The organism is Quyinboa ferrireducens (genome assembly GCF_042436675.1).
Lineage (GTDB): Bacteria > Bacteroidota > Bacteroidia > Bacteroidales > UBA5342 > JBHJHP01.
In genome coordinates, this window is record NZ_JBHMVA010000002.1 from 204,460 (window position 1) to 227,152 (window position 22,693).

The window sequence follows — 22,693 nt, forward strand, 5'->3', positions numbered from 1 at the left end:
AATTTTCACCCAGTCAAATACATACTATGAGCACCTTTATATAAGCTTTAACAAGGGAAATGGGGAATGGACGATACCTGTAAATATGGATAAAGGTGAATCAAATATCAATACCCGGTTCCAGACCCGACCAACCCTTTCTCCCGATGGAAAGTATCTTTTTTTTAATAAACACATACCAAACCGAAAAAACAGTTCGGATATTTATTGGATTAGTACAGAAATAATTGATGATATAAAAAAAGAAGTGTTTAATGTAAAGAATACCAAATAATAAAACCAGCGCTCACAATCTCATAAAACATTAGCTTCGCTGAGTTCACCCATTTTCCTGTGGCCGATGCAGATGAATTAAGCATAAATTTTAAAAAATATAAAAAGCAGAATGCATTTAAAAATGCAATTAAATAACAACGAACAAAGTAAAAATAACCGCAATACTATTGAGGTTATAGAACCGTTAGCTACAAGTATAAAAACCGAGCAAATCCGCAGAAATATATGATTCAAGAAAAACAATAGACGGTAACTAACAACATAAAACAGTTAAGGATTTGCAAAATAATTTGATTTGATAATAAATCTCCTTTTCTTTAACAGAAACGCCTGAAACTACAATGCACATGAAATTTAGAAAATTATTTTTTTTACCCATCTTTTTCATCGCCTCTTTTTATTCCTGCGAAAAGGAAGAATTTATTGATGTAATGCAGAAAACAGAATTAGAAAAAATTATTGACTCTGAATTCAGTCGGTGTGAGATGCCCGGATTGACTTGTGCAGCAGTAAAAGAAGATTCGATAGTTTATATAGGGTATAGAGGTTATGCAAATGTGAAAGATAAAGTGGAGCTTTCGTCGCAAACCCGAATGTTAGTGGGGTCGGTATCTAAAACTTTAACTTTAACTGCAATTATGCAATTATATGACAGAGGATTAATTGAACTCGACGCTGACATAAACTCATATTTACCTTTTGAGGTAAGAAACCCACGTTACGCTGATGTACCTATCACAGTTAGGATGTTACTTATGCACTCTTCATCCATTTCAGACTCGTACACATGTTCTTTATTATTGTTCTGGGGCTATGAGGATTTTCCTGAAAGTCTAATGCATTTTGAACAAAACTATTTAACGGCAAATGGTCAATACTATTCAAAAGATAACTATTCCGATAAAAAGCCGGGAACAACTTATCTTTATTCTAATGTTGCTGCATCACTGATAGCTTGTTTGGTTGAATATGTTACCGGGGAGGGTTTTAACGCCTATTGCAAAGAAAATATTTTCTACCCATTGGGAATGAATAAAACTACCTGGTTGTATAGTGAAACCCCAAAAGATGAAATGGCAATTCCTTATGCTAACATAATTAATGTTGATCCACAAAGCCCTTTTTATAGTCAACCTAATTATCCTTCAGGGAATTTGATTACTACAGCTGAAGATTTATCTAAATTTATGAGGGCTTTTATTATGGATGGATCATACAATGATTATCAGCTATTGAAACCACAGACAGTTGACTTAATTCTACATGACTATAAAGATCGTCAGGGCTTAATTTTTGTGGGGCGAAAAATGGGAAAATTCACGGTTTGGGGACACACCGGACTTATATATGGTGCAGCAGCTGAAATGTTTTTTGACAGAGACCAACGTGTAGGTTACATAATGATAACTAATCGTAACAATATATATTCGCGAAAAGCTGCAATTGGAAATGCCTTATTACTTTACGCAAAACGACAATAATTAAACCCAGATATCTGTAATTATGAAACGTACAATTTTACCTGTCCTGTTTATAATAATCTTTTTGTCATTATACCAAATAATAGTAGCTTCAAATCCGGATTCAACCAGTAGAAGTGTTGGTATTGTGGTGAGTTATCGGGGGATAATAAGAAATACCCCAGGCTTGAGTCTGGGCATTGAAAAAACTTATCTTCAATCGGCAAAATATTCAGTTCTTGGTTCTGCAACGCTACAACTGAACCAAAAACCTGATGTTTTTACCTCTACCGGTTTTAATTTAGGAAGCACCCTCAGGAGAACATGGAACAGTGGTTTATATCTGGAACATGGAGTAAACATGGGTTATTTAGGTAAGTATTACAATTTCGATATTTATAGAACTAATTCAGATGGAGATATTGTTAATACAGGTAGAAAATTGAAGAGTACAATGACCTTGGGGTATTCGATAGGTCTGGGGTATGATTTTTCGAAAAAAGCAAATACCAACATCCAACTATTTGTTAAGCCTGGCATTTATTATGACTTATTTGACAGAAGTAACTACTACATCCTGAACTACTATAGCATTGAAATGGGATTGATTTTTCATCCACAATGGTTAAACAGAAATAAATAAATTGCCAACCCTCTTTGTAAACATATTGGTAAGTCAGATGCTCTTCTTATCCTGAAAAATGTAGTATAATGTTACAGGCTTATGTCCTGGTTCTTGTATCTAAAAATATATGTTTAGTGTAGTCTCCAGGCTATATCTTGAAAATTAGACGTTTGAATATATTCAAAATGAATAAGAGTAATTATTAATTTTGCATCATGCATTGTTCATTTAAAACAATTACTTTTAGCTTGATAAAAAGGAAATCTATTTTTGTATTGTTGGGAATAAATTATTCGTTGATAAAGATTTAATTATTGATTTTAAAAACAAAAAAATTGGACTAACGGAATGAACCTGCTGTAGCCCAAAATAAACCACATTAGAACGATGGTTTATTATTACTGTTGGGCACACAGACATATAAAATTGACAGTATTAAGAATTTAAAAATATGATAAAAAAAACAGTCTTTTGGAGTAGGGAAGGTATTATAACACTTATCGCAACCCTAATTGGTGTTTTTCTTGCGCTTTATTTAAACGAATGGAATGCCTCAAGAAAACTTAAAAAGCAAAAAGAAATTGCAACTGAAAATATTTTAACCGAAATAAGTGCAAATAAAAAATTGCTAACGGAATCAGTAAAAAATTACACAGAAATGCTCGACATATACATCTTTTTTAATGAGTGTTTAAGCGCTGAAAGTGAATTTATTACTTCATCAGAAAATATGATTCAGTTTAGAACAAAGCACCCTGGCTTACTTTCTCCCATTGACTCAGTACGATTGGAAAATGGAATGTTTAAATACACCCGAATGAATTTAAATTTGGTCTTTACTTTAGAACAGGTAGAACTGAGAACCATAGCATGGGAGACTTTAAAAAGTAGTAATATCATTTCATCCTACGATTTTGATTACTTAATGAGCTTGGAATATATCTATAAATCGCTATATAGTATTATCCAAACAAATAATGGAATCTATAATGATGCTAAAAAATTTATACAAGGTGATATGAGCGTTCTTGACAATCTGATTTTTAATGTAAAAATGGCGATAAATACAGAAAACGGATTGATCGATTTATGTAATAAAGATTATGGAAAATAAAAAACTGTGGCCGATATTCAGTTCATTGTACATTGGGATGACACCATATTGTGGGAAGGGTAGGCAAGGCTTGCATTTAGCATTGATAGGTTGTTGAAACAAACTAAAATTTGCAGATTCCAATTAGATTATGGAACCTGCAAATTTTAAATTACCTTAAATGAATCTGCACGCTATAGGATCCGTCAGCTTTTTCCGTTTTTATTTTTAATTTCCACTCACCAATCCACTCCGATGGATTCGACTTTAAATTCAACTCCTGATTGAAATAAACATCGAAAGTATTGTCAACTGTTATGGTTTTGAATTCTTTGCCGGTCGGCGAAATGAAAGTAATAATTATGCTTCCCGAATTTACTTCGCCTTGTATAATCAGTTTTAACTTACTATAGTAGGTCTCCACTGAAAATTTTTTAGTTGCTTCCAAGGATTGTCCATTGAATGTTTTTCGCAGCATCAGCTCTGATACATCTTTCCTCTCAGATTCTTTTATAGCATCTCCTGTAGAATTCTGTGCATTAACACAGATTCCCGAAAAAAGGATGCCCAATACAAGTCCAAGTAATAATAATTTGCGTTTCATAATTTCATTATTTAATTCATTCTTAAATTATTTATCAGGAGTAAAATTATTACAAAATCACCTGCATTGGGTTAATGAAGGGTTAATGGAAGGTTAATGCAATTTTCTCATCAATATTATTAGTATTTTAGAAACAAAAAAAGATGCGTAAAGGACCGCTCACATTTATTTCATCTTTATCACTATTGGTTTTGGTCATTATCCAAATCTATGTTATCTGGAACTACTACAATGTAAAAAGTGAAAATTTCGACATGAATTATTCCAGTGCTATATTAAGCACAATAGATAATAACAGTTATGATTCTTTATCTGACTCGCTCGATATCATGTTTAATAAAACTGCATCTTCATTTTTGATGGAATTTTTCAATCCCTTGGATAGTACTGTACAGGATTATGTTTTAACAAAATTCGATAACATATTATTAAGATATGATTCAAATACTTCAAAAGTTAAAGACTATCTATTGAATAATAACCTGGATACTGTTTTTAAAACCTATTATTCCATAAACGAAATATCGTTTATGGATTTTGATAATAAGATACCTGTATATAAGAACATTCAAACCACCCTGCAAGAAAAAGCAAAAGGAATTTACATTAATACATATTATAAGGAAGGTAATTATTATGCCATACAATACGACTATTATATCGATTTTGTTCATAAGCATAACGTGATACTTTCCGAGATGAAAGGTTTGCTGATTATGGTCATCCTTACCCTGTCTGCAGTTATCTTTACTTTTGTTTATACGTTGATTACCCTGCAACGCCAAAAGAAATTGACAGAGCTGAAAGATGACTTTATCAATAATATCAGTCATGAGTTCAAAACACCCTTATCAATTATTTCAGTGGCTACTTCATCATTAAAACAGGAGAAGATTAAAAAAGATGATCTTAAGTTTAAGGAAATTTATACCCAGCTGGAAAAGCAAAACAAAGTTCTCTCAAAAATGATTGATAATGTGATTGATGCAAGTTTATTAGACAGAAAGTCGATTCAAAGCGAAAAGGAGAATGTTCCTTTAAAACAATATTTCTCAGAGATTGTTTCCACTTTTCTAAATACCGAAGCAGCTGAAAAAAACGTTCAAATTATTGAAGAATATTCAATTCCGGATGATTTTATATATCATATCAACACGCTGCAATTCTCAAGGGCCATAGGTAATCTTTTAAATAATTCCATAAAATATTGTAAACTGGATCCGGTAATTGAAATTGGAATTACGTTGAACGAACAACTGAGAATAGAAATAAAAGACAACGGCATTGGAATTAAAGAGAATCATGAAAAAGATGTATTCAATAAATTCTTTAGAGCCGATAATCCTGATAAAGTAAAAGGCCTTGGATTGGGACTGTATATCGTAAAACGAATTATTGAAGACCATCATGGTACAATACGACTGGAAAGCGAGTGGGGCAAAGGAACAACAGCAATCATTACTTTACCAAAATAAAAACTTGTAAAATGTCTGTTTTATTAATTGAAGATGATGTTGATTTAGGCAAGTTACTTACCCAATTTCTTGAAATGAACGATATTGAAGTTGTTCATGCCAGGGATGGAGAAACAGCCCTAGATTTATTTGAGCGGATAGAATTTGATCTTGCCATTATTGATGTGATGTTACCCGACACCAACGGATTTAAAATTGCCAAAGTATTTAAACAACAAAAGCCTGATTTGCCATTCTTATTTTTGACTGCTAAAAACAAAAAGGAAGATATTATAAGTGGGTTAAAACTGGGTGCTGAAGATTATATTACAAAACCTTTTGAACCTGAAGAATTAGTTTTACGCATTAATATTGTGCTTAGAAGGAATTTACAAAATGGGAATCAAACACTTGATATTGGAAATTCCAGTTTGAAACATGATGAATTAAAACTCTGTACACCCCAAAATGAATATAAATTAACCCAGAAAGAATCTGAGCTGATTGCTTTTATAATTAAAAATAAAAACCGCTTAATTAAAAGACAAATCATGCTAAAAACAATTTGGGGAGAAAACGATTATTTCTTAGGCCGGAGTATGGATGTATTTATAAGCAGGCTAAGGAAATTCTTCAAAGATGATCCGATGATTAGAATTGAAACATTTCGGGGTGTGGGTTATATATTCCGGGATAATTGATTTGAATAATGCCCAGCCCATAACAACACGGTCATAAAAGATCGTGCAGATAAATGTTATATTTGAATAATACAGCATTTAATATAAGGCTTAGCCGCTTGATACTGAAACGTATTTAAGTGTTCAACGATTTCTTACTGCCATCAGTTGTGTGATATTGCAATCGACCATTACAACATAATAGATTATTAAAGACCTTATTAGAATTAAAGACAGGGATGTCGTGTTTTGTAGTTGGAAAGTTACCCTGATTTGTACCAAAAAATAATATGAAAGCAGGAAAGTTAATAAAAGAGCTAAGAATTTAGGGTTTCCGTATTTGTATAAATTAATAAGAAACTTTCTATACATTTTTCATAGATATTTTGTTTTGAGAATATTCTCATTATATTTGTATTGAGAAATATCTCATAAAGAATTTTGTTTAATTATACGTGAAGCAATAAAATAGTCTTTCAATTCTACTAAACCATAAGAACGGGAGTCATAAATAATAACCATAAAAACTAATTGCTATGGCATGTGTAAACGGTGTAAAACCAGTAAAAAAGAAAAAAAACAAAGAAATTGAAGTTCAAAATTTAAAAATGGAGGAAAAATCTATGAGTGCAACAATGGTAAGACAAGAAATGCCTGAATTTGAAATGGAAGCGTATGACGCAAAAACAGGACATTACAAAACAGTTTCAAGTGCAGATTATAAAGATAAATGGGCAGTTGTATGCTTTTACCCTGCTGACTTTACTTTCGTGTGCCCGACAGAGATTGCTGCAATGAATGCTCACTACGATGAATTTGAAAATCTTGGAGTAGAGCTTTTGCCTGTTTCTGTAGACTCAAAGTTTTCACATAAAAGATTTGTAGAAACTGAACCAATACTTAAAGGTCTTAAAATAACCATTGGTGCAGATACGACGAAAGAGGTTGCCCGTGCTTTTGGCGTACTTATTGAAGAAGAAGGTGTAGCCCTCAGAGGACGTTTCCTTTTCAACCCTGATGGGGTTTGTGTTGCACAGGAAGTACAAGCTGATTCTGTAGGTAGAAATGTAAATGAATTTTTAAGACAAATTCAGGCATGGCAACATGCCAGTAAAACAGGTGAAGTTTGTCCTGCTGGATGGAGACCTGGAAAAAAGACATTACCAGTTCAGGAAAAAGTTGAAGAAATGACAGGTAAAGTAGGTGATTTCATTACTATCGAAGAAATTTTAAGTTAATATCAAAAAAAAATATAGGGTTAGAAAAAGCCCTCCCTATTTGTAAGCACATTGGCAAGTCATACAGCCTGCTCTGATCTCTCAGTAGCTTCGCTGAAGTCAGGACTTGCCAAGAGCTTACAAAGCCAATCCTAAATATCCTCTTCACGTTTGTTATGGTCTACCGGCTAAGTCCTGAGAATTAAACGTTTAATTATATTCAAAACTAATATGAGCAATTATTCATTCTTCATTTTCAATTGTTCATATAAAATACTTACTTTTAGGTTGATAAAATTGAAATGACCCCGTTCCTGTCTGGATTAGCCTGATGATAACATGTCTTATTTAATAACAAATACCTACAATAAAAAGAGAAAAAAGTTGAACCACTTTTCGCTTTATTGACTTATTTGCAAGGATTAGTGGAATAAAGGTCGGTATATAATAGTTGTAGCAATTGAAGAAATCTGTCCTGACTAAAAAAATAAAAATATGGCAACATTAATAGTAGGAGCAACCGGTGCTACAGGAAAACAATTGGTTGAACAATTATTGAGTATGGGACAAAGCGTCAAGGTGATAGTGCGTCCTTCGGGAAAAGTGACGGATACGTGGACGAAAAACGATAAGATATCAATCATCAAAGCTAATATCTCAGAGATCAGCGTTGATGAAATGATGAATCATTTGATTGATTGCCAGTCAGTCGCTTCTTGTCTTGGCCATAATATTAATTTGAAGGGAATTTTTGGAAAGCCAAGAAAATTAGTAACTGATGCCGTTAAATTGCTTTGTATTGCAATTCAGAAGAATTCACCCGATAAACCAATCCGGTTTGTGTTAATGAACACAACTGCGAACAGAAACGGAGATTTAAATGAGCCCGTTTCAATTGGAGAAAAACTGGTAATGGGGCTCATTCGTTTTTTTGTACCACCGCAGTCAGATAATGAAAACGCAGCTGACTTTTTAAGAGTTAACATTGGGCAAAAAAATGAATTAATTGAATGGGTAGCTGTCCGACCAGATACTTTAATTGATGAAGATAATGTAAGTGAATACGAGATATACCCTTTACCGATACGGAGTGCACTTTCTAATCCGGGTAAAACCAGCAGGATTAATGTTGGGAATTTTATGTCCAGACTAATTGTAGAAACTGATTTGTGGAATAAGTGGAAAGGGCAGATGCCGGTAATATATAATAAAATGAACTAATGGCATGAAATCAACTGACGATAACATGTGGTCATATTGTATGCGGGTTTAATTATCTGCCAAACTTTATTTCGTATACTATAGTTTTAGGCACGACAATCATCACTTCATGTGATCTCAACAGCCATAGGGACAATAAATAATGAGAATGTTATATTTAAATGCAAACCCAGGAAATAACGAACTATGAAAACACTACGATTTTTATTCCTATCACTGACATTTATCCTGATGGTCATTTGTAATGTTGGTTTATGTCATTTGATAATAAATTTCTTAGATATTTGATTTAGCAAACATTGAAAAAGATGAAAAGAGTCGTTCCTATACTATTTCTATTTATAACGCTTAGTGCGTGCACCAATAAAAATCACATTACGGGTAACTGGATTGAGAAGGATAATTTTGTTAATCCTGAAATTTGTGAAATTCGACAGGATTTTTATAGGACACTTAACGGACCAATTCTCCAGGATAGATTATATAAAATTAAGAAAGACACATTCTTGTTTGATAATTTCATGGGGCTGGATAAAATACGATTTAAAGTAGCAGAGAACGAATTATTATTTTACGATATTAACAGTGATTCTTTGTTGGGTAAGTTCGAAAGAAACATTTACAAAAACTTTATAGATTATTTTAATGTTAAAAAGCATACAGAGATAGTGCTTCCAGTTCTTAAAGCCACTGACATTGAGAGGAAGGAGAACAGTAGCACTATTGTATTTGACATTGAAAACGATAATGCAGTCTATTTAAATGGCGAAAAGTTTAAATTAGATAGCTTAACCTACTTGAAACTACTGCCGGATATTGATGATTATTTATTTGGAGGAGGTCAAAATTTAGTTTTTTGTGATGGCAGGATAAGACTTAGTGTCCTAAACAACCTTAAATCCGTATTGCAGAAAGCACGTAGAAACAGAATAATATACGTAACGCAGGATAGCTCTGATCATCTTTGTGGAATACAATCAGTTCTGCCCTATACTGAAAATAATATCCCGGATTCTCTGTTGTCAAAATATCCACCTCTTCCGCCACCTTTGTTTTCAAATCCTGAAGACATTAACGAACATGCTGTTATATGTAAAATTTCAGCTACAGGTAAAGAAATTAGCGGGAAGCCGATAAAATCAGAAGAGTTAGATTCTGTTTTAAAAGAAAAGATGATGTCTACTCAGGGGGTTATAGTAGAGGTTTACTTCGATGACAGGATGGATTTTGAAACTTATTTACGGGAATTGTCAAAACTGAGAGCAGTATATCAAGAAGAGAGTAAAAAGAATAGTGAGGAATTATTTCTTAAGTTTCAACAGGAGGATTCAGAGTATGAAGGACAGGAGGATATCAGGATGATATATCCGATGTTAATACATGAAATAGACAGGGAAACATATGAAACACTGATAACTCAAAGCTGGTAATAAGCGGTCATATGGTGATCAATTGTTAATACAAACCGTTCTTAATTTGCATTTTTGAATCGAATTAAAGCTTGTTTCTGTTTTGAAGGGTACGAACAACCAGAACCGCTAAAAAATAATAGCATTTACGTCAGAACTCTTCAGTTCCAGGAAATGTATAAAATTTGCATTTTCCTATGGCTATCTGAATCCCTGGTCCAATAACAAATCGCAGATTTGGATTTTTCGGGTCTTGGCTCTTGGTTCTTGAATCTTGTATCTTGTATCTGAAATCACCCCATTATCATCCCAATAAAGGTAGCAGAAAGTGCCGAGGCCAGTGTGCCGGCCAGAAGTGCACGAAAGCCAAATTCAGACAACCAGACTTTTTTACCGGGAGCAAGGGAACCAATGCCGCCTATCTGTATACCTATAGAGCTGATGTTAGCAAAACCGCACAGAATATAGGTTGACATGATGATGGACTTTTCGTAGGTGAAAGCACCAGCAGCCTGCATTTTACCAAGACTGGCATACCCTATGAATTCGTTGATGATGACCTTTTCGCCCAGCAACTGGCCAACCAGGGTCATATCTTCCTTCGCCACGCCAATCAGCCACATAAAAGGCGACATGACGTAGCCCAGCATAAATTGCAGTGACAGGCCATCGTACTGATTATCAGTAATTCTGGCTATGACTTCATTTAATCCGGTATATCTTCCAATCAGGTTGTTGGTAAAATAGTTAAACATGGCAATAAATGCAATGAACACCAACAGCATACCGCCAACATTCACCGCCAGCTTTATGCCTTCAACTGTACCGTTTGAGATGGCATCCAGTATATTTGTACCGACCTTATCCTTCGATATCTCAATATTTTTATCAATGTCTTCGGTTTGTGGGAAAAGTATTTTCGATAACACAACAGCACCCGGAGCAGCCATTACAGAAGCCGTCAGCAGGTGTTTGGCAAACATCTGACGCAGGGCTGGATCATCGCCACCAAGGAAACCGATATACGCCGCCATAACACCACCTGCAATGGTGGCCATACCTCCGGTCATCACCAGAAAAATCTCGGACCGGTTCATTTTCTCAAGAAAAGCCTTGATCATAAGGGGTGATTCGGTCTGGCCCAGGAAAATATTTCCGGCCACGGACAAGCTCTCGGCACCCGACAGCTTTAAAAAGCGGCTCATAATCCAGGCAAGGCCATACACAATCTTTTGGATCACACCAAGATAAAACAATAAGCTGGTAAGCGCAGAAAAGAAGATGATGGTTGGCAATATCTGAAACATGAAAATATAGCCTGTTTTGCTCAGGTCTACCAGGTCGCCCATTAAAAACTCTGAGCCTTGTTTTGTAAAGTCCAGGATTAATACGAATACTTTACCGCCGTATTCAAAAAAGGCCTGAACAAAAGGAACATACAAAACACCCAGTGCCAGAATAAGCTGGAATAATAATCCTTTACCAATGGTTGCCCAATGTACTTTTTTACGGTTGGTGCTGAACAACCAGGCAATGCCAATAATGGTTGTTATACCAATAATGCCTCTTACCACACTTAACATGGAAATCCCCTGACTTTCTATTACCATTTTTTTGTTATTTTCCGCGTCTTTTAATTTCGTCCCTGATTTTGGATGCCAGTTCGTAATCTTCGTTACCGATGGCATTCTGCAGTTCTTTTTTTAACTCTTCAATCGTAAATTCGGTGAAATCGATACTGCCCGTATCTTCCGGTGAATTAATCAGATCGTTCAGTGTTGACTCTGTTTCTTCAGGTTTGGGAGAACTGCTGTTTTCGATATCAAGGATAATACCGGCCCTTTCAATAATTTCTTTGGATGTGTAAATCGGAACATGAAAACGCAGGGCCAGCGCAACGGCATCGGATGTGCGGGAATCTATGCGAACCTTGTTTTTTGTGGTGTAATCAAAGCAGCTGAGTTCCGAATAGAAAATGCCGTCTTTAAGCTTATATATAAATACTTCTTCAACTTTAATATTAAATGCCGTAGCGAAGGACACAAATAAATCGTGTGTTAAGGGACGGGGTGGAGTCAGACCTTCAAGTTGAATGGCTATGGCCTGTGCTTCAACTCCCCCAATAATAATCGGTATTCTGCGTTCGCCTTCTTCTTCGGCTAAAACAAGGGCATAAGCACCCGAGTTAGAGTGGTTGTATGATAAACCGAGAACGTTTAACTTTATTTTCTCCATATATAACGGATTTGGGAAAGCGTCTCCCTTCTGTTTCTTAAGTAATTCAACAAATATAGAAAATTATTTTCACCTTTAGTTTCCCTGCTAAAAAACTGATAATGAAAAACTGTTGATAAATATTGAAGGAAAGCGCTTTAATTTTGTCAATTACCGTATTAAATTGTGACAGAAAATGTTAATTTTGAGGCTCCAAATTAATGTATTGGGTATAATAAAAATATTGGGAAAAGGTTATCATAAATAAAAATTTACGAATGAAAAAGCACAATTTTTACGCCGGCCCGTCTATATTGTCGGAATATGCCATTAAAAACACTGCAGATGCTGTTTTGAATTTTGAAGGATCCGGATTATCAATCCTTGAAATTTCTCACCGAAGTAAAGAATTTATTGCTGTGATGTCTGAAGCACAGGCTTTGGTGAAAGAGCTTTTGGATCTACCTTATGGATACCAGGTTTTGTTCCTGGGAGGAGGAGCCAGTACACAGTTTTGCATGGTGCCTTATAACCTGCTGAAAGAAAAAGCAGCTTATCTTGATACCGGTGCCTGGGCGGCAAAAGCCATTAAAGAAGCAAAGTTCTTTGGTGAAACAGAAGTTGTTGCTTCATCAAAAGATGGAAATTACTGTTATATCCCCAAAGGGTACGAGGTTCCTAAAGATGCTGATTATTTTCACTATACTTCCAATAATACCATATACGGTACTGAAATCAAGTCAGATCCGGATGTTGAAATTCCGTTGGTTGCAGATATGTCTTCCGATATTTTTTCCCGTCCCATTGATGTTTCAAAATATGCAGTCATTTATGGTGGTGCTCAGAAAAATCTGGGTCCGGCAGGAACTGCTTTCGTAATTGTTAATGAAAATTTACTGGGCCATGTGGATCGCGCTATTCCAACCATCCTGGATTATCGCACGCATATCTCCAAAGAGTCCATGTTTAATACCCCGCCGTGTGCGCCAATCTATACAAGCTTACAAACGCTTAAATGGTACAAACAGTTGGGTGGTATTCCTGCCATTGAAAAAATTAAAAAGCAGAAATCAGATCTTCTTTATGGCGAGATTGACAGCAATAAATTATTTGAAGGAACTGTTAAGAGTGCTGAAGATCGTTCTGATATGAACGTTACATTCGTGATGAAGGAAGAATATAAAGATCTGGAAGCTGACTTTCTGGCGTTAGCCTCTCAAAAAGGTATCGTGGGGATAAAGGGTCACCGAAGTGTTGGTGGTTTCAGAGCATCTATTTATAATGCCATGCCAATCGAAAGTGTCCAGGTACTTGTGGATGCAATGAAAGAATTTGAAAAAAAAATCTAATTAAATAAAATCTTAAGACGCAGGAAATTCCTGCGTTTTTTGTTTCTAACAATAATCGTACAAAACTATGGCAAAAGTATTAGTAGCTACAGAAAAACCTTTCGCATCAGCCGCTATAAAACTGATTAAAGAGGTTACAGACAGTGCAGGTTATGAACTGGTATTACTTGAAAAATACACAGAAAAGCAACAGTTGCTTGATGCTGTTTCTGATGTGGATGCAGTAATTATCAGAAGTGATATTGTGGATTCAGAAGTTATTAACGCCGGAAAGAACCTGAAAATCGTTGTCAGGGCAGGAGCCGGATATGATAATGTGGATCTTGCTGCAGCTACGTCAAAAGATGTATGTGTGATGAATACTCCGGGTCAGAACTCAAACGCCGTTGCAGAGCTGGCTCTGGGCATGATGGTATTTCTGGCACGTAATCAGTACAATGGTTCTGCAGGAACTGAACTGATGTGCAAAAAGCTAGGTATTCATGCTTACGGAAACGTTGGTAAAAATGTGGCCCGGATTGCCAAAGGTTTTGGTATGGAAGTTTATGCTTACGATCCTTATTGCGAGGATAAAATCAAAGCAGACGGTATTAACCTTATTACCGACCTGAAAACATTCTATTCCACATGCGATTATGTGTCACTCAATATTCCTGCCACAGCAGATACAAAGAAATCCATTAACTACGATTTACTCCGTTTTATGCCCAAAGGCGGTGTGTTGGTTAATACAGCCCGTAAAGAGGTGATTGATGAGGATGGTCTTCTGAAAATTATGGAAGACCGCCAGGATTTTAAATATATCTCTGATATCGCTCCGGATTGTGCTTCAGTGTTTACTGAAAAATATAGCGGACGCTATTTCTTTACACCTAAAAAAATGGGAGCGCAGACCGCCGAAGCAAATATTAATGCCGGTGTGGCAGCTGCAAAACAAATTGTGGGCTTCCTGGATAATGGCGATGCCACTTTCAAAGTCAATAAATAATAGTATTCACAATATTAAATCTTCCGGGTTATGATCCTTTCTTTTGGGATCATAGCCTGAAAAACTTTTTATAATGGCTATAATAAAACCTTTTAAAGGCTTAAGACCTCCTAAAGAAATTGCCAAAGATTTGTCCTGCTTACCGTATGACGTAATGAACAGCGCAGAAGCTGCTGAAATGGCAAAGGGAAAACCATTTTCATTGTTGCATATTACAAAAGCAGAAATTGATTGTCCTGACGGTACTGACGTCCATTCTGAATCGGTATATACAAAAGCTGTCGATAACTTTAAGAACTTCATAGAAAAGGATTGGCTCATTCAGGATGATGAGGCAAAATATTATATCTATGCACAAACAATGAATGGTCGTACACAGTATGGCATAGTAGGTTGTGCAGCATGTAAAGACTACGAAGACGGGATTATAAAGAAGCATGAGTTAACCCGCCCTGATAAGGAAGAAGACAGGATGGTACTTACACGCTATACGAATGCTAATATTGAACCGGTTTTCTTTTCTTATAAGGCCGTTCCTGAGATTGACGACATTGTTGCAGGTGTGGTGGAAAACCAGGTGGCAGATTACGATTTTGTGGCAGAGGAAGATGGTTTTGGTCATGCTTTCTGGGTTATTAATGATGCAGGAAAAAATGCCAGACTGGAAGAATTATTTGCATCCAAAGTTCCGTATACATATGTTGCGGACGGTCATCACAGGACTGCTGCCGCTGCAAGAATAGGGGCAGAGAAAGAATCTCAAAACCCAAATCATACGGGCGACGAAGAATATAACTATTTTATGGCTGTGCACTTTCCGGACGACCAATTGAATATTATTGATTATAACCGTGTGGTGAAAGACCTGAATGGTTTGTCGAAGGAAGAATTCCTTGCGAAACTTCAGGAAAATTTTGAAGTAGAGGCGAAAGGTGAAAGCATTTATAAACCTGAAAAGCTGCATAACTTCGGAATGTACCTGGATAATACCTGGTATTCATTGACTGCCAAACCGGGTACTTATGATGATAATGATCCAATCGGTGTGCTTGATGTAACGATTTCTTCGAATCTTATTTTACGCGATGTTCTTGGAATTGATGATCTGAGGACCAGCAAACGTGTGGATTTCGTGGGTGGAATCCGTGGTCTGGGAGAACTGGAAAAACGCGTGAACTCCGGTGAGATGGAAGTGGCTTTTGCATTGTATCCGGTTTCCATGAAGCAGTTGATAGATATTGCGGATTCCGGCAATATTATGCCACCAAAAACAACATGGTTTGAACCTAAATTGCGTTCAGGCTTGGTAGTTCATTTACTGGAAGACTAGCTGAGTTTATTATATTGATCAGGCGTGGCATTTTTGCTACGCCTTTTTTTGCGTTAGTGCTTTCCCGAAGATGGCGCTGATTTTCGCAGATTCACGCAGTCCCGATAGCTATCGGGATAACTCCGAAGGAGTGTCAGTATTGTAGATTATTGCCAGAAACGATATTTATCTGGCCGCGCAATACAGATGAATTTCCGGATGTAATTCTTGTCGGCCATTCTATTAAAGAAATAGGCCGATGAAACGAAAATTACAGATTGATTAGTACGGATATATTTTATACATTTGTACGTACAAATAATATGAGTAATGGATTCAAAACTGACATTAAAATTAGATAAGGATGTGATTGAAAAAGCAAAGGAGTACGCTTCATCGCATAAAAGAAGTCTTTCGCGCATGATTGAGTCTTATCTCAAATCATTGATTGATAAAGAAAACAAATGTTCTGAAAATGAGATTGAAATATCTCCGTTTGTTAGAAGTATGAAGACTGGTGTTAAAATCCCGGCGGATTTCGATTATAAGAAAGTATATGCTGATTACTTAGCCGAAAAATACAAATGAAAGACAGATTATTCTTTGACACAAACGTAGTGCTTGATTTGCTTGGAGAGCGAGAACCTTTTTATGATTCTGCTGCTAAAATTACGACTCTCGCTGATAGAGGCGAAATTGAACTGATTGTTTCTGCTTTAACATATTCAACCGTGTATTATTTACTTTCAAGATTTGAGGATAAGGAATTGGTTAAGGAAAAGATACGTAAGTTTAAGGTTATTGCAGAGACATCAGATTTGACTGATAAAATTGTAGAAAAAGGATTATCGTCAAAATTTTCAGATTTCGAGGATGCTTTACAATATTACTGTGCTATAAAAATGGATTGTAAGATATTGATTACAAGAAATATTAAAGATTTTAAGGAATCAGAAATTCCTGTTTTAACACCGGATGAATATTTAAATAGTCTGAGAACAAAATAATCTGCGTTTTTATTTATTGAAACACATTTCAGGATTAACAAGGCTTAAATTTCTCGCTGATAAGCTTAGTGCAGATAGCTATCGGGATCGCGGATTTCCGCAGAAATTGATTTCAAATCCAATTAAATACTTAATTTTTAGGACGTAGCCGGGAGACTACGCCCAACTTTTATTCTACAACAAATCACTTACAACTTATCACTTGCAACTTATAACTTTTATACTTCCACTATCTTATCCATTGCCACATACCATAAATACCCTTTTACATCCGCGTAGCCCATGCGGTTGAGCAGACTTTTATAGGAAGCTACCTGCCGGTGATATTTGGGATTATCAATTTCACCAAACTTGTAATCGATCACCTGTACCACCTTGTCTTTCAGGATTACTTTATCGGGGCGCCATTCCCGTTCACCTTGACGGATAGATATCTCATTCAAAACGGTATTATCATTGGAAAACCAGTTTTGTACAAGTGGTTTTTTAAATTTATTCGTGATAATTTCTTTTAGTTTGTTGCTCTCATCCACGGTTATTTTACCTTCACGCGCCTGCTTTTCAATATTTCGTTTTATATCGTCCACATTTTTACCTTGTCTGAAAGCTTCGTGCAAAAACGTTCCGATATGTGCTTTCTCCATCAGGTCTGTATCTGAAGTAGAGAATACTCGTGGTGCATTTTGCCGGATAACAGGACTGGCCTGACTGTGCGATGCGAAGTTCATCAGGTTTATAATTTCGGTTTGATCCTGTTTTTCTGCCGTTTTTTTCTTTGGTTTGCGTTCACCAAAATCAGTGTAGCCTTCATCATGTGCCAGTATATTAAGGTTATCCGGAGCATTTTGAAGGCATGTTTCCAAAAGTGTAGTAACATTGTTGCTGTTAACCAGGGAACCCAAAATATATAACTCGGTTTTTGCCCGCGTAAGCGCCACATACAACAGGTTCAGGTTATCCACATTGGTCAGTAGCTGCTCTTCCATTAACGTATCTTTAAACACAGTATCTTTCAGGGCACTGGTCAGTTGAACCGGAACAATAGGAAGTGGCAGACCAAGCGATTCAGGAACCTTGCACCAGGCCACGTTGGTGTTTTTGTCAATGTCCATTTTCCAGCTGGCAAACGGAATAATCACGACAGGGAATTCCAGTCCCTTGGCCTTATGAATGGTGAGCACCTGTATCGCATTTTCTGTTTTGGGCGGCTGAACCGAACTTTTCATGCGGATCTCTTCCCAGTGATTCAGAAAACCATACACATCAGATGCATACCGCTTGATAAATTCATTCATCACATCGCGAAATGCCTCAATAAAGATGATCTGTTCCGGATCAGTTTCCAGGTTGAACCGACGAATAATGGCATCCGTTTTTTCTTTCAAAGAAAGATTATCTAATCCTGTGAGTTTTTCAGCAACTTTGGTATGAAGCACAACCTGATTCCCTTCTTCCGCATTGAACTTTTCAGTTGTTACAGCATCCGGGGCGGAAGCGAAATAGTTGATTTCTGAGATTAGCAAAAGGTTATCCGGTTCGGTTTCAAGTCTGAGTATGTTAACAATAAACCGGAGCACCTCTGATGCTCCCAGAATCAGTGAATCTGATGAGATCACATCATAGCATGTGCCGGGTTTTGCCTGTGTACTTTGTTTATAATTCAGCAGATATTTGATCAGGTCAGCACCTTCACGGTTTTTGCGCACCAACACAGCTATATCACCGGCCTGATAGCCTCTTTTTTGCACATCTTCTATCAGTTCAACGGTATGATTAAAAACGTCATCAGTTTCAAATTCATCCTTTTTTCCAAAGTTTTTAAAATATACATAGCCATATCCGTCATTGTGCGTTATGTTTTGGTTATGTCCTTCGTATGCTTTGGTGATCATATGCTCCCAAACCTTATTTTCGGAAGGGAACGTGCTGTTGTAATTTTTCTGTAGAATTCCGGGAGCATGATCAAAAATAAAGTTATTGAACCGGACGATATTTTCTGAACTTCTCCAGTTCTTATCCAGGTATTCGTCGTTAATCTGCTCCTGCGTAAACTCCGAGTAAATGGTGTTGGCCAGCAATTGCCAGTCAGAATTTCGCCACCGGTAAATGGATTGTTTCACGTCGCCCACCAGCAGGTTTGGATGTCCGAAAGCCAGACTGTTGTTAATGAGTGGTCTGAAATTTTTCCATTGCATATTTGATGTGTCCTGAAACTCATCGATCATAAAATAACCAAACGTATTTCCGGCTTTTTCGTAAATAAACGGTGTATCGTTGTCGCCAATAATGGCATCGATCATTTCATTGGAATCGGAGAGGAGCAGCAGGTTGTGTTCCTCTGCATACGCTTTGACGGCCTGATGCAGATCAACAAAAATTCCCAGCGTAAAAAAGTTCCGCGATACGGCTCTTAAAGACTGCAGTGTCTCATAGTTTTCATCGTGAAATGCCAGGTAATCCAGTAAAAGAGTTCTTAACCCGTTATCCCTGGCGGTAGAGACCTCATTGACGTAATCACTTGTTTTGGTGACCCAGGAATTGTCATCTTCCGCCATATCCAGAGTCCGCTTTGTTATAAGCTTATCGTCAATATTACGGTTGAAGAGTTTGGCGAACAGGTTCATTCCACCGGACTTTCCATATTTAAAATCGGTAATTTCAAGACCGAAATTCTCGATCATTTCCAGACCTTTTTCACCAAATGCGACAAACTCATTTTCAAGCAACCTGATCCGTTTTTTCAGATCTTTTGATATGGAAAGCATGGTCTGCTTATCTTTCAGTGCATCAAAAAGAATTTGTTTTTCCGTTTTAAAGCCTTCTTTAAACAGTTCATTCCCCAGTCGTATGATGTCTCCGGTTATATCGTATTTTTCACCTTCTTCCACACGGCTCTCTGCATAGGTGGTCAGCCAGTTCAGTAGCTCGGAGTGTTCCGACTCTTCCAGGTTCATGAAGAGTTGTTCCACGGCTTCGGTCAGAATAGCCTTGTTGTCCAGCTGCAGGTTATAGTTATTAAAAATTCCCAGTTCCTTTGAGAAAGATTTAATAACGTACTGAAAAAACTTATCGATGGTGGAAATGAAAAAGTGCGAATAATTATTCAGGATCAGGCTCAGAATATTTCCGGCGGTTTTCATTATTTCGGCATCACTCATAAACGGGAAGGCCTCTTTTAATGCCTGCCGGTGTTCGCTTTTCCGGTTTTCTGTATCTGGTTTTGATAGCAGGAACAGTTCATTCACCACCTTGCTTTTCATTTCTGCTGTGGCTTTATTGGTAAATGTTACCGCCAGAATATGCCTGAAGTTGTACCGGTTTTTGAACAACAATAAGATGTATTCGCGAACCAGGCGGTATGTTTTACCGGAACCCGCAGAAGCTTTATAGATGGTGAGATTTTCCAATAATTTGTTTTTTATAAAAATACTTTTTTTTTAGATATAAGACCTAAGATTTAAGACACAAGATGAAATTACGAATTATTGATCGTTTGCGTAAAGTTTCAGATCGCACTGGAAAGTGGAATTACGAGATGTCTCCCTTTTTTAAAAAGGGAGTGTCCCGAAGCCAGCGGAGGGACGAGGGATTTTAATTTAACGGCATAGCAATATTGCATATAACATCTGAATTACATAATTTTAGACAGTGTGAATAAAATCAAATTACCTGAAAATGTTGGAAAAAGTTACCAGGTTCGATATACATAAAGAAGGCGATTTTAGTCTGTTTAAAAGGAATATTGAATCTTTTGCCAAAGAGCAACCAAATTACAGGGTTGTACTGACTGAAGATAGCATATACCTTAAAAAAAACTGGATCAGTTTAATGGATGCATTCACTTATCGCAGGTATTTATCAATTTTTCTGACGAATTTTGAGGGTGATATTACGTGTCAAAATAAGATAATAACGATAAAAGGAAAAGTCCAGCTTTCGCCATGGTATCGTGTGATTATGACTTTCATGCCAATCTTGTTTGTTCTGATGTTATTTTTAATTCTGATATCAAGGACTGATACATTCGTTTTTTTAGGTATTGTACCGGTAGTTATAATATTCAACCTGAATATTCAAATTGTTGTGGACCGATTTGTATATAAAAGAATAATAAATCAGGCTTTTAGAAATTATTTTGTTGATACCAATATATGATATTAAACCTTGTAGCTTTCAGTTTTTTTGGAAAATAATTTAAACATCAATATTGTTGGAACGTTATTTTACGGTATCCCCACTATAACCCAGATTTCGTGGCTTAATGTTCTTAATTTTGATGGCTGTCCGCTGTCATAAGCCAATTTATCAGCCTGTTCCCATGTTAATGTACCTGATTTAGCCAGTTCCGGATAATTGACCGGTACTGCGATAAATTCAATGGGTTGCTCTTTATAAAGATTAAAAACGGTTGTTATGGAAGTTTCTCCTTCACTTCCTGTTGACCCGGTTTCCTGAAACCGTTCTCCACCGGCCTTAATCAGCGACATATTCACAGGTTCTCCTGCATAAGGCTCATCCATTTTATACACGTTATCTTCTCTTTGAACCAATGTTACCGTTCCTGTTACAGTAACCTGGATATAGTTGAATGATTCTTCCGTTTCCCCGCAGCTAAACAGGAGTATTGCGGTAAAAAATACAAGTATTATTTTTTGCATGATGTGAGATATTGAGGTTGACAATCAGAAAGTTACGAAATTTAGGTTAATATGTCAAAGATTGTTGTTATCCTGCCAGATTTGAGGTCATCTGTTATGTAATGTTAATGTCATTAAAACTTCATTTATTTACAATCATGTTTTGGAGATTGGGTTATAAATTTGATGGTGTAAAAGAAAGACCGATTTAAAACAAGTGATCATGAGACCAGAAAACATCAACGACAAAATCAACATGTTACTCGATTACAAAGACCTTTTAAGCTTTTACCAACTGGAAGATGAAATCAAGGATCCGGATGAAAAACGGTTCGTTTTGGATCAGCTGGACAGCGATATTGATTTCTACCTTCAACTGACATTGAACGAAGGTACAAAGCTACCGCTGTTGAATTAATTACGAATTACGAATGTGGAATTACCTGTTTCAGGAGACCAGGTACGATTTCCGAATAACGATTTGAAGTTCTCTGCGAGAATCAGCGCTATCATCCGCGTAAATCAGCCAGAAATTTAATATTAGTTTTCCCATCTTACTGGATCATCAGATACGGCCGACAAGAGCAGCTTCAGGAAATTCAATTATTCAGCGCGGCCATGATTTACATTTCACATACATTTTTCTACCGTACTGACACTCCTACGGAGTAATCCCGATAACTATCGGGACTGCGTGAATCTGCGGCTTAATCTGCGCCAATCAGCGAGAAAATTTTTGACTACATTTTCCATCATCAGATAGGTCGACGAGCTGTTTCGGAAATGTTATTATTCTGCGCGGCTATGATTGACATTTCACATATATTTTTCTACCGTACTGACACTCCTACGGAGCTGTAAATGCTTCAATCAGAGAGAATCTTTTTAAATCGTAAGCCGTGAATCGTGAGTCGTTACTTCTATACGTTCAGGTTTGATACTGGAACACTCACTAACCGGAATTCAATAATCTGTGCTATATGTGGGAAAAATAAGCCTCGTCGAGGTTATGGTATGATAGCAAAGGATTAGTATTAATAAAAGAGGGCCGTAGGTCCCGACAGGCGCATTTATATTTATCACCACTATTTTCGAAGTGCAACAGCCGACAAGAACTAAGTATGGAAATTCTTTTGTATTGCGCGGCCAA

At 36.5% G+C, this 22,693-nt stretch carries 21 protein-coding genes; 16 read left to right on the forward strand and 5 right to left on the reverse strand.

Annotated elements, in window-relative coordinates; all coding sequences use genetic code 11:
- Positions 1-85: 85 nt before the first annotated feature.
- The 4 genes from ACE01N_RS04315 (at position 86) to ACE01N_RS04330 (ending at position 3,475) form a co-directional block, all read left to right on the forward strand.
- Positions 86-274, forward strand: a complete 189-nt coding sequence (locus ACE01N_RS04315; RefSeq protein WP_380585193.1) for a hypothetical protein — start codon at positions 86-88, stop codon at positions 272-274.
- Between the two features lie 349 nt (positions 275-623).
- Entirely contained in the window at positions 624-1,757 is a 1,134-nt protein-coding gene (locus ACE01N_RS04320; RefSeq protein ID WP_380585195.1) for a serine hydrolase domain-containing protein, read from the forward strand.
- A 22-nt stretch (positions 1,758-1,779) separates the two neighbouring features.
- Positions 1,780-2,379, forward strand: a complete 600-nt coding sequence (locus ACE01N_RS04325) for a hypothetical protein (protein ID WP_380585197.1) — start codon at positions 1,780-1,782, stop codon at positions 2,377-2,379.
- A 433-nt stretch (positions 2,380-2,812) separates the two neighbouring features.
- Entirely contained in the window at positions 2,813-3,475 is a 663-nt protein-coding gene (locus ACE01N_RS04330; RefSeq protein ID WP_380585199.1) for a hypothetical protein, read from the forward strand.
- Between the two features lie 151 nt (positions 3,476-3,626).
- On the opposite strand, the gene ACE01N_RS04335 is transcribed toward ACE01N_RS04330, so the two are convergent.
- A complete protein-coding gene (locus tag ACE01N_RS04335; RefSeq protein WP_380585201.1) occupies positions 3,627-4,058 on the reverse strand; it encodes a hypothetical protein in 432 nt (143 codons plus the stop codon).
- Positions 4,059-4,201: 143 nt separating this feature from the next.
- On the opposite strand from ACE01N_RS04335, the gene ACE01N_RS04340 reads away from it, so the two are divergent.
- The 5 genes from ACE01N_RS04340 (at position 4,202) to ACE01N_RS04360 (ending at position 10,060) form a co-directional block, all read left to right on the forward strand.
- On the forward strand, positions 4,202-5,533 hold the full coding sequence (locus ACE01N_RS04340) for a sensor histidine kinase (RefSeq protein WP_380585203.1): 1,332 nt from the start codon (positions 4,202-4,204) through the stop codon (positions 5,531-5,533).
- An 11-nt stretch (positions 5,534-5,544) separates the two neighbouring features.
- Entirely contained in the window at positions 5,545-6,213 is a 669-nt protein-coding gene (locus ACE01N_RS04345) for a response regulator transcription factor (RefSeq protein WP_380585205.1), read from the forward strand.
- A 515-nt stretch (positions 6,214-6,728) separates the two neighbouring features.
- Complete coding sequence (locus ACE01N_RS04350; RefSeq protein ID WP_380585207.1) at positions 6,729-7,430, forward strand: peroxiredoxin; 702 nt, start codon at positions 6,729-6,731, stop codon at positions 7,428-7,430.
- A gap of 474 nt (positions 7,431-7,904) precedes the next feature.
- Positions 7,905-8,630 (forward strand): NAD(P)H-binding protein, encoded by a 726-nt coding sequence (locus ACE01N_RS04355; protein ID WP_380585209.1) that lies wholly within the window; start codon positions 7,905-7,907, stop codon positions 8,628-8,630.
- Between the two features lie 308 nt (positions 8,631-8,938).
- Positions 8,939-10,060 carry a hypothetical protein gene (locus tag ACE01N_RS04360; protein ID WP_380585211.1) on the forward strand — a complete coding sequence of 374 codons (1,122 nt, stop codon included), beginning with the start codon at positions 8,939-8,941 and terminating at the stop codon, positions 10,058-10,060.
- A gap of 272 nt (positions 10,061-10,332) precedes the next feature.
- Here ACE01N_RS04360 and ACE01N_RS04365 read toward each other — a convergent pair whose 3' ends face one another.
- Entirely contained in the window at positions 10,333-11,649 is a 1,317-nt protein-coding gene (locus ACE01N_RS04365; protein ID WP_380585213.1) for a NupC/NupG family nucleoside CNT transporter, read from the reverse strand.
- A gap of 7 nt (positions 11,650-11,656) precedes the next feature.
- Complete coding sequence (locus ACE01N_RS04370; protein WP_380585215.1) at positions 11,657-12,274, reverse strand: bifunctional nuclease domain-containing protein; 618 nt, start codon at positions 12,272-12,274, stop codon at positions 11,657-11,659.
- A gap of 257 nt (positions 12,275-12,531) precedes the next feature.
- Between ACE01N_RS04370 and serC the strand changes: the two genes are divergently transcribed.
- The 5 genes from serC (at position 12,532) to ACE01N_RS04395 (ending at position 16,906) form a co-directional block, all read left to right on the forward strand.
- Positions 12,532-13,602 (forward strand): 3-phosphoserine/phosphohydroxythreonine transaminase, encoded by a 1,071-nt coding sequence (serC, locus tag ACE01N_RS04375; protein WP_375726531.1) that lies wholly within the window; start codon positions 12,532-12,534, stop codon positions 13,600-13,602.
- Positions 13,603-13,669: 67 nt separating this feature from the next.
- Positions 13,670-14,590 (forward strand): 3-phosphoglycerate dehydrogenase, encoded by a 921-nt coding sequence (locus tag ACE01N_RS04380; protein ID WP_380585218.1) that lies wholly within the window; start codon positions 13,670-13,672, stop codon positions 14,588-14,590.
- Positions 14,591-14,663: 73 nt separating this feature from the next.
- Positions 14,664-15,920, forward strand: a complete 1,257-nt coding sequence (locus ACE01N_RS04385) for a DUF1015 domain-containing protein (RefSeq protein WP_380585220.1) — start codon at positions 14,664-14,666, stop codon at positions 15,918-15,920.
- Between the two features lie 309 nt (positions 15,921-16,229).
- A complete protein-coding gene (locus ACE01N_RS04390; RefSeq protein WP_380585222.1) occupies positions 16,230-16,487 on the forward strand; it encodes a DUF6364 family protein in 258 nt (85 codons plus the stop codon).
- Complete coding sequence (locus tag ACE01N_RS04395) at positions 16,484-16,906, forward strand: type II toxin-antitoxin system VapC family toxin (protein WP_380585224.1); 423 nt, start codon at positions 16,484-16,486, stop codon at positions 16,904-16,906. Before ACE01N_RS04390 ends, ACE01N_RS04395 begins: the two co-directional genes overlap by 4 nt.
- A 218-nt stretch (positions 16,907-17,124) precedes the next feature.
- On the opposite strand, the gene ACE01N_RS04400 is transcribed toward ACE01N_RS04395, so the two are convergent.
- Complete coding sequence (locus ACE01N_RS04400) at positions 17,125-20,313, reverse strand: UvrD-helicase domain-containing protein (protein WP_380585226.1); 3,189 nt, start codon at positions 20,311-20,313, stop codon at positions 17,125-17,127.
- A 268-nt stretch (positions 20,314-20,581) separates the two neighbouring features.
- On the opposite strand from ACE01N_RS04400, the gene ACE01N_RS04405 reads away from it, so the two are divergent.
- Positions 20,582-21,061: a hypothetical protein gene (locus ACE01N_RS04405; protein WP_380585228.1), complete on the forward strand. Its 480-nt coding sequence runs from the start codon at positions 20,582-20,584 to the stop codon at positions 21,059-21,061.
- 68 nt (positions 21,062-21,129) lie between these two features.
- Here ACE01N_RS04405 and ACE01N_RS04410 read toward each other — a convergent pair whose 3' ends face one another.
- Positions 21,130-21,564 (reverse strand): hypothetical protein, encoded by a 435-nt coding sequence (locus tag ACE01N_RS04410; protein ID WP_380585230.1) that lies wholly within the window; start codon positions 21,562-21,564, stop codon positions 21,130-21,132.
- A gap of 202 nt (positions 21,565-21,766) precedes the next feature.
- Between ACE01N_RS04410 and ACE01N_RS04415 the strand changes: the two genes are divergently transcribed.
- Positions 21,767-21,961 (forward strand): hypothetical protein, encoded by a 195-nt coding sequence (locus tag ACE01N_RS04415; RefSeq protein WP_380585232.1) that lies wholly within the window; start codon positions 21,767-21,769, stop codon positions 21,959-21,961.
- Positions 21,962-22,693: the final 732 nt, after the last annotated feature.

What these genes read in the sequence shown, in the direction of transcription:
- ACE01N_RS04360 (WP_380585211.1), top strand. Translation starts at nt 8,939, where the DNA reads ATGAAAAGAGTCGTTCCTATACTATTTCTATTTATAACGCTTAGTGCG.
- serC (WP_375726531.1), top strand. Translation starts at nt 12,532, where the DNA reads ATGAAAAAGCACAATTTTTACGCCGGCCCGTCTATATTGTCGGAATAT.
- ACE01N_RS04350 (WP_380585207.1), top strand. Translation starts at nt 6,729, where the DNA reads ATGGCATGTGTAAACGGTGTAAAACCAGTAAAAAAGAAAAAAAACAAA.
- ACE01N_RS04380 (WP_380585218.1), top strand. Translation starts at nt 13,670, where the DNA reads ATGGCAAAAGTATTAGTAGCTACAGAAAAACCTTTCGCATCAGCCGCT.
- ACE01N_RS04410 (WP_380585230.1), bottom strand. Translation starts at nt 21,564, where the DNA reads ATGCAAAAAATAATACTTGTATTTTTTACCGCAATACTCCTGTTTAGC.
- ACE01N_RS04385 (WP_380585220.1), top strand. Translation starts at nt 14,664, where the DNA reads ATGGCTATAATAAAACCTTTTAAAGGCTTAAGACCTCCTAAAGAAATT.
- ACE01N_RS04355 (WP_380585209.1), top strand. Translation starts at nt 7,905, where the DNA reads ATGGCAACATTAATAGTAGGAGCAACCGGTGCTACAGGAAAACAATTG.
- ACE01N_RS04345 (WP_380585205.1), top strand. Translation starts at nt 5,545, where the DNA reads ATGTCTGTTTTATTAATTGAAGATGATGTTGATTTAGGCAAGTTACTT.
- ACE01N_RS04325 (WP_380585197.1), top strand. Translation starts at nt 1,780, where the DNA reads ATGAAACGTACAATTTTACCTGTCCTGTTTATAATAATCTTTTTGTCA.
- ACE01N_RS04320 (WP_380585195.1), top strand. Translation starts at nt 624, where the DNA reads ATGAAATTTAGAAAATTATTTTTTTTACCCATCTTTTTCATCGCCTCT.
- ACE01N_RS04405 (WP_380585228.1), top strand. Translation starts at nt 20,582, where the DNA reads ATGTTGGAAAAAGTTACCAGGTTCGATATACATAAAGAAGGCGATTTT.
- ACE01N_RS04330 (WP_380585199.1), top strand. Translation starts at nt 2,813, where the DNA reads ATGATAAAAAAAACAGTCTTTTGGAGTAGGGAAGGTATTATAACACTT.
- ACE01N_RS04390 (WP_380585222.1), top strand. Translation starts at nt 16,230, where the DNA reads ATGGATTCAAAACTGACATTAAAATTAGATAAGGATGTGATTGAAAAA.
- ACE01N_RS04335 (WP_380585201.1), bottom strand. Translation starts at nt 4,058, where the DNA reads ATGAAACGCAAATTATTATTACTTGGACTTGTATTGGGCATCCTTTTT.
- ACE01N_RS04370 (WP_380585215.1), bottom strand. Translation starts at nt 12,274, where the DNA reads ATGGAGAAAATAAAGTTAAACGTTCTCGGTTTATCATACAACCACTCT.
- ACE01N_RS04315 (WP_380585193.1), top strand. Translation starts at nt 86, where the DNA reads ATGGATAAAGGTGAATCAAATATCAATACCCGGTTCCAGACCCGACCA.
- ACE01N_RS04415 (WP_380585232.1), top strand. Translation starts at nt 21,767, where the DNA reads ATGAGACCAGAAAACATCAACGACAAAATCAACATGTTACTCGATTAC.
- ACE01N_RS04365 (WP_380585213.1), bottom strand. Translation starts at nt 11,649, where the DNA reads ATGGTAATAGAAAGTCAGGGGATTTCCATGTTAAGTGTGGTAAGAGGC.
- ACE01N_RS04395 (WP_380585224.1), top strand. Translation starts at nt 16,484, where the DNA reads ATGAAAGACAGATTATTCTTTGACACAAACGTAGTGCTTGATTTGCTT.
- ACE01N_RS04340 (WP_380585203.1), top strand. Translation starts at nt 4,202, where the DNA reads ATGCGTAAAGGACCGCTCACATTTATTTCATCTTTATCACTATTGGTT.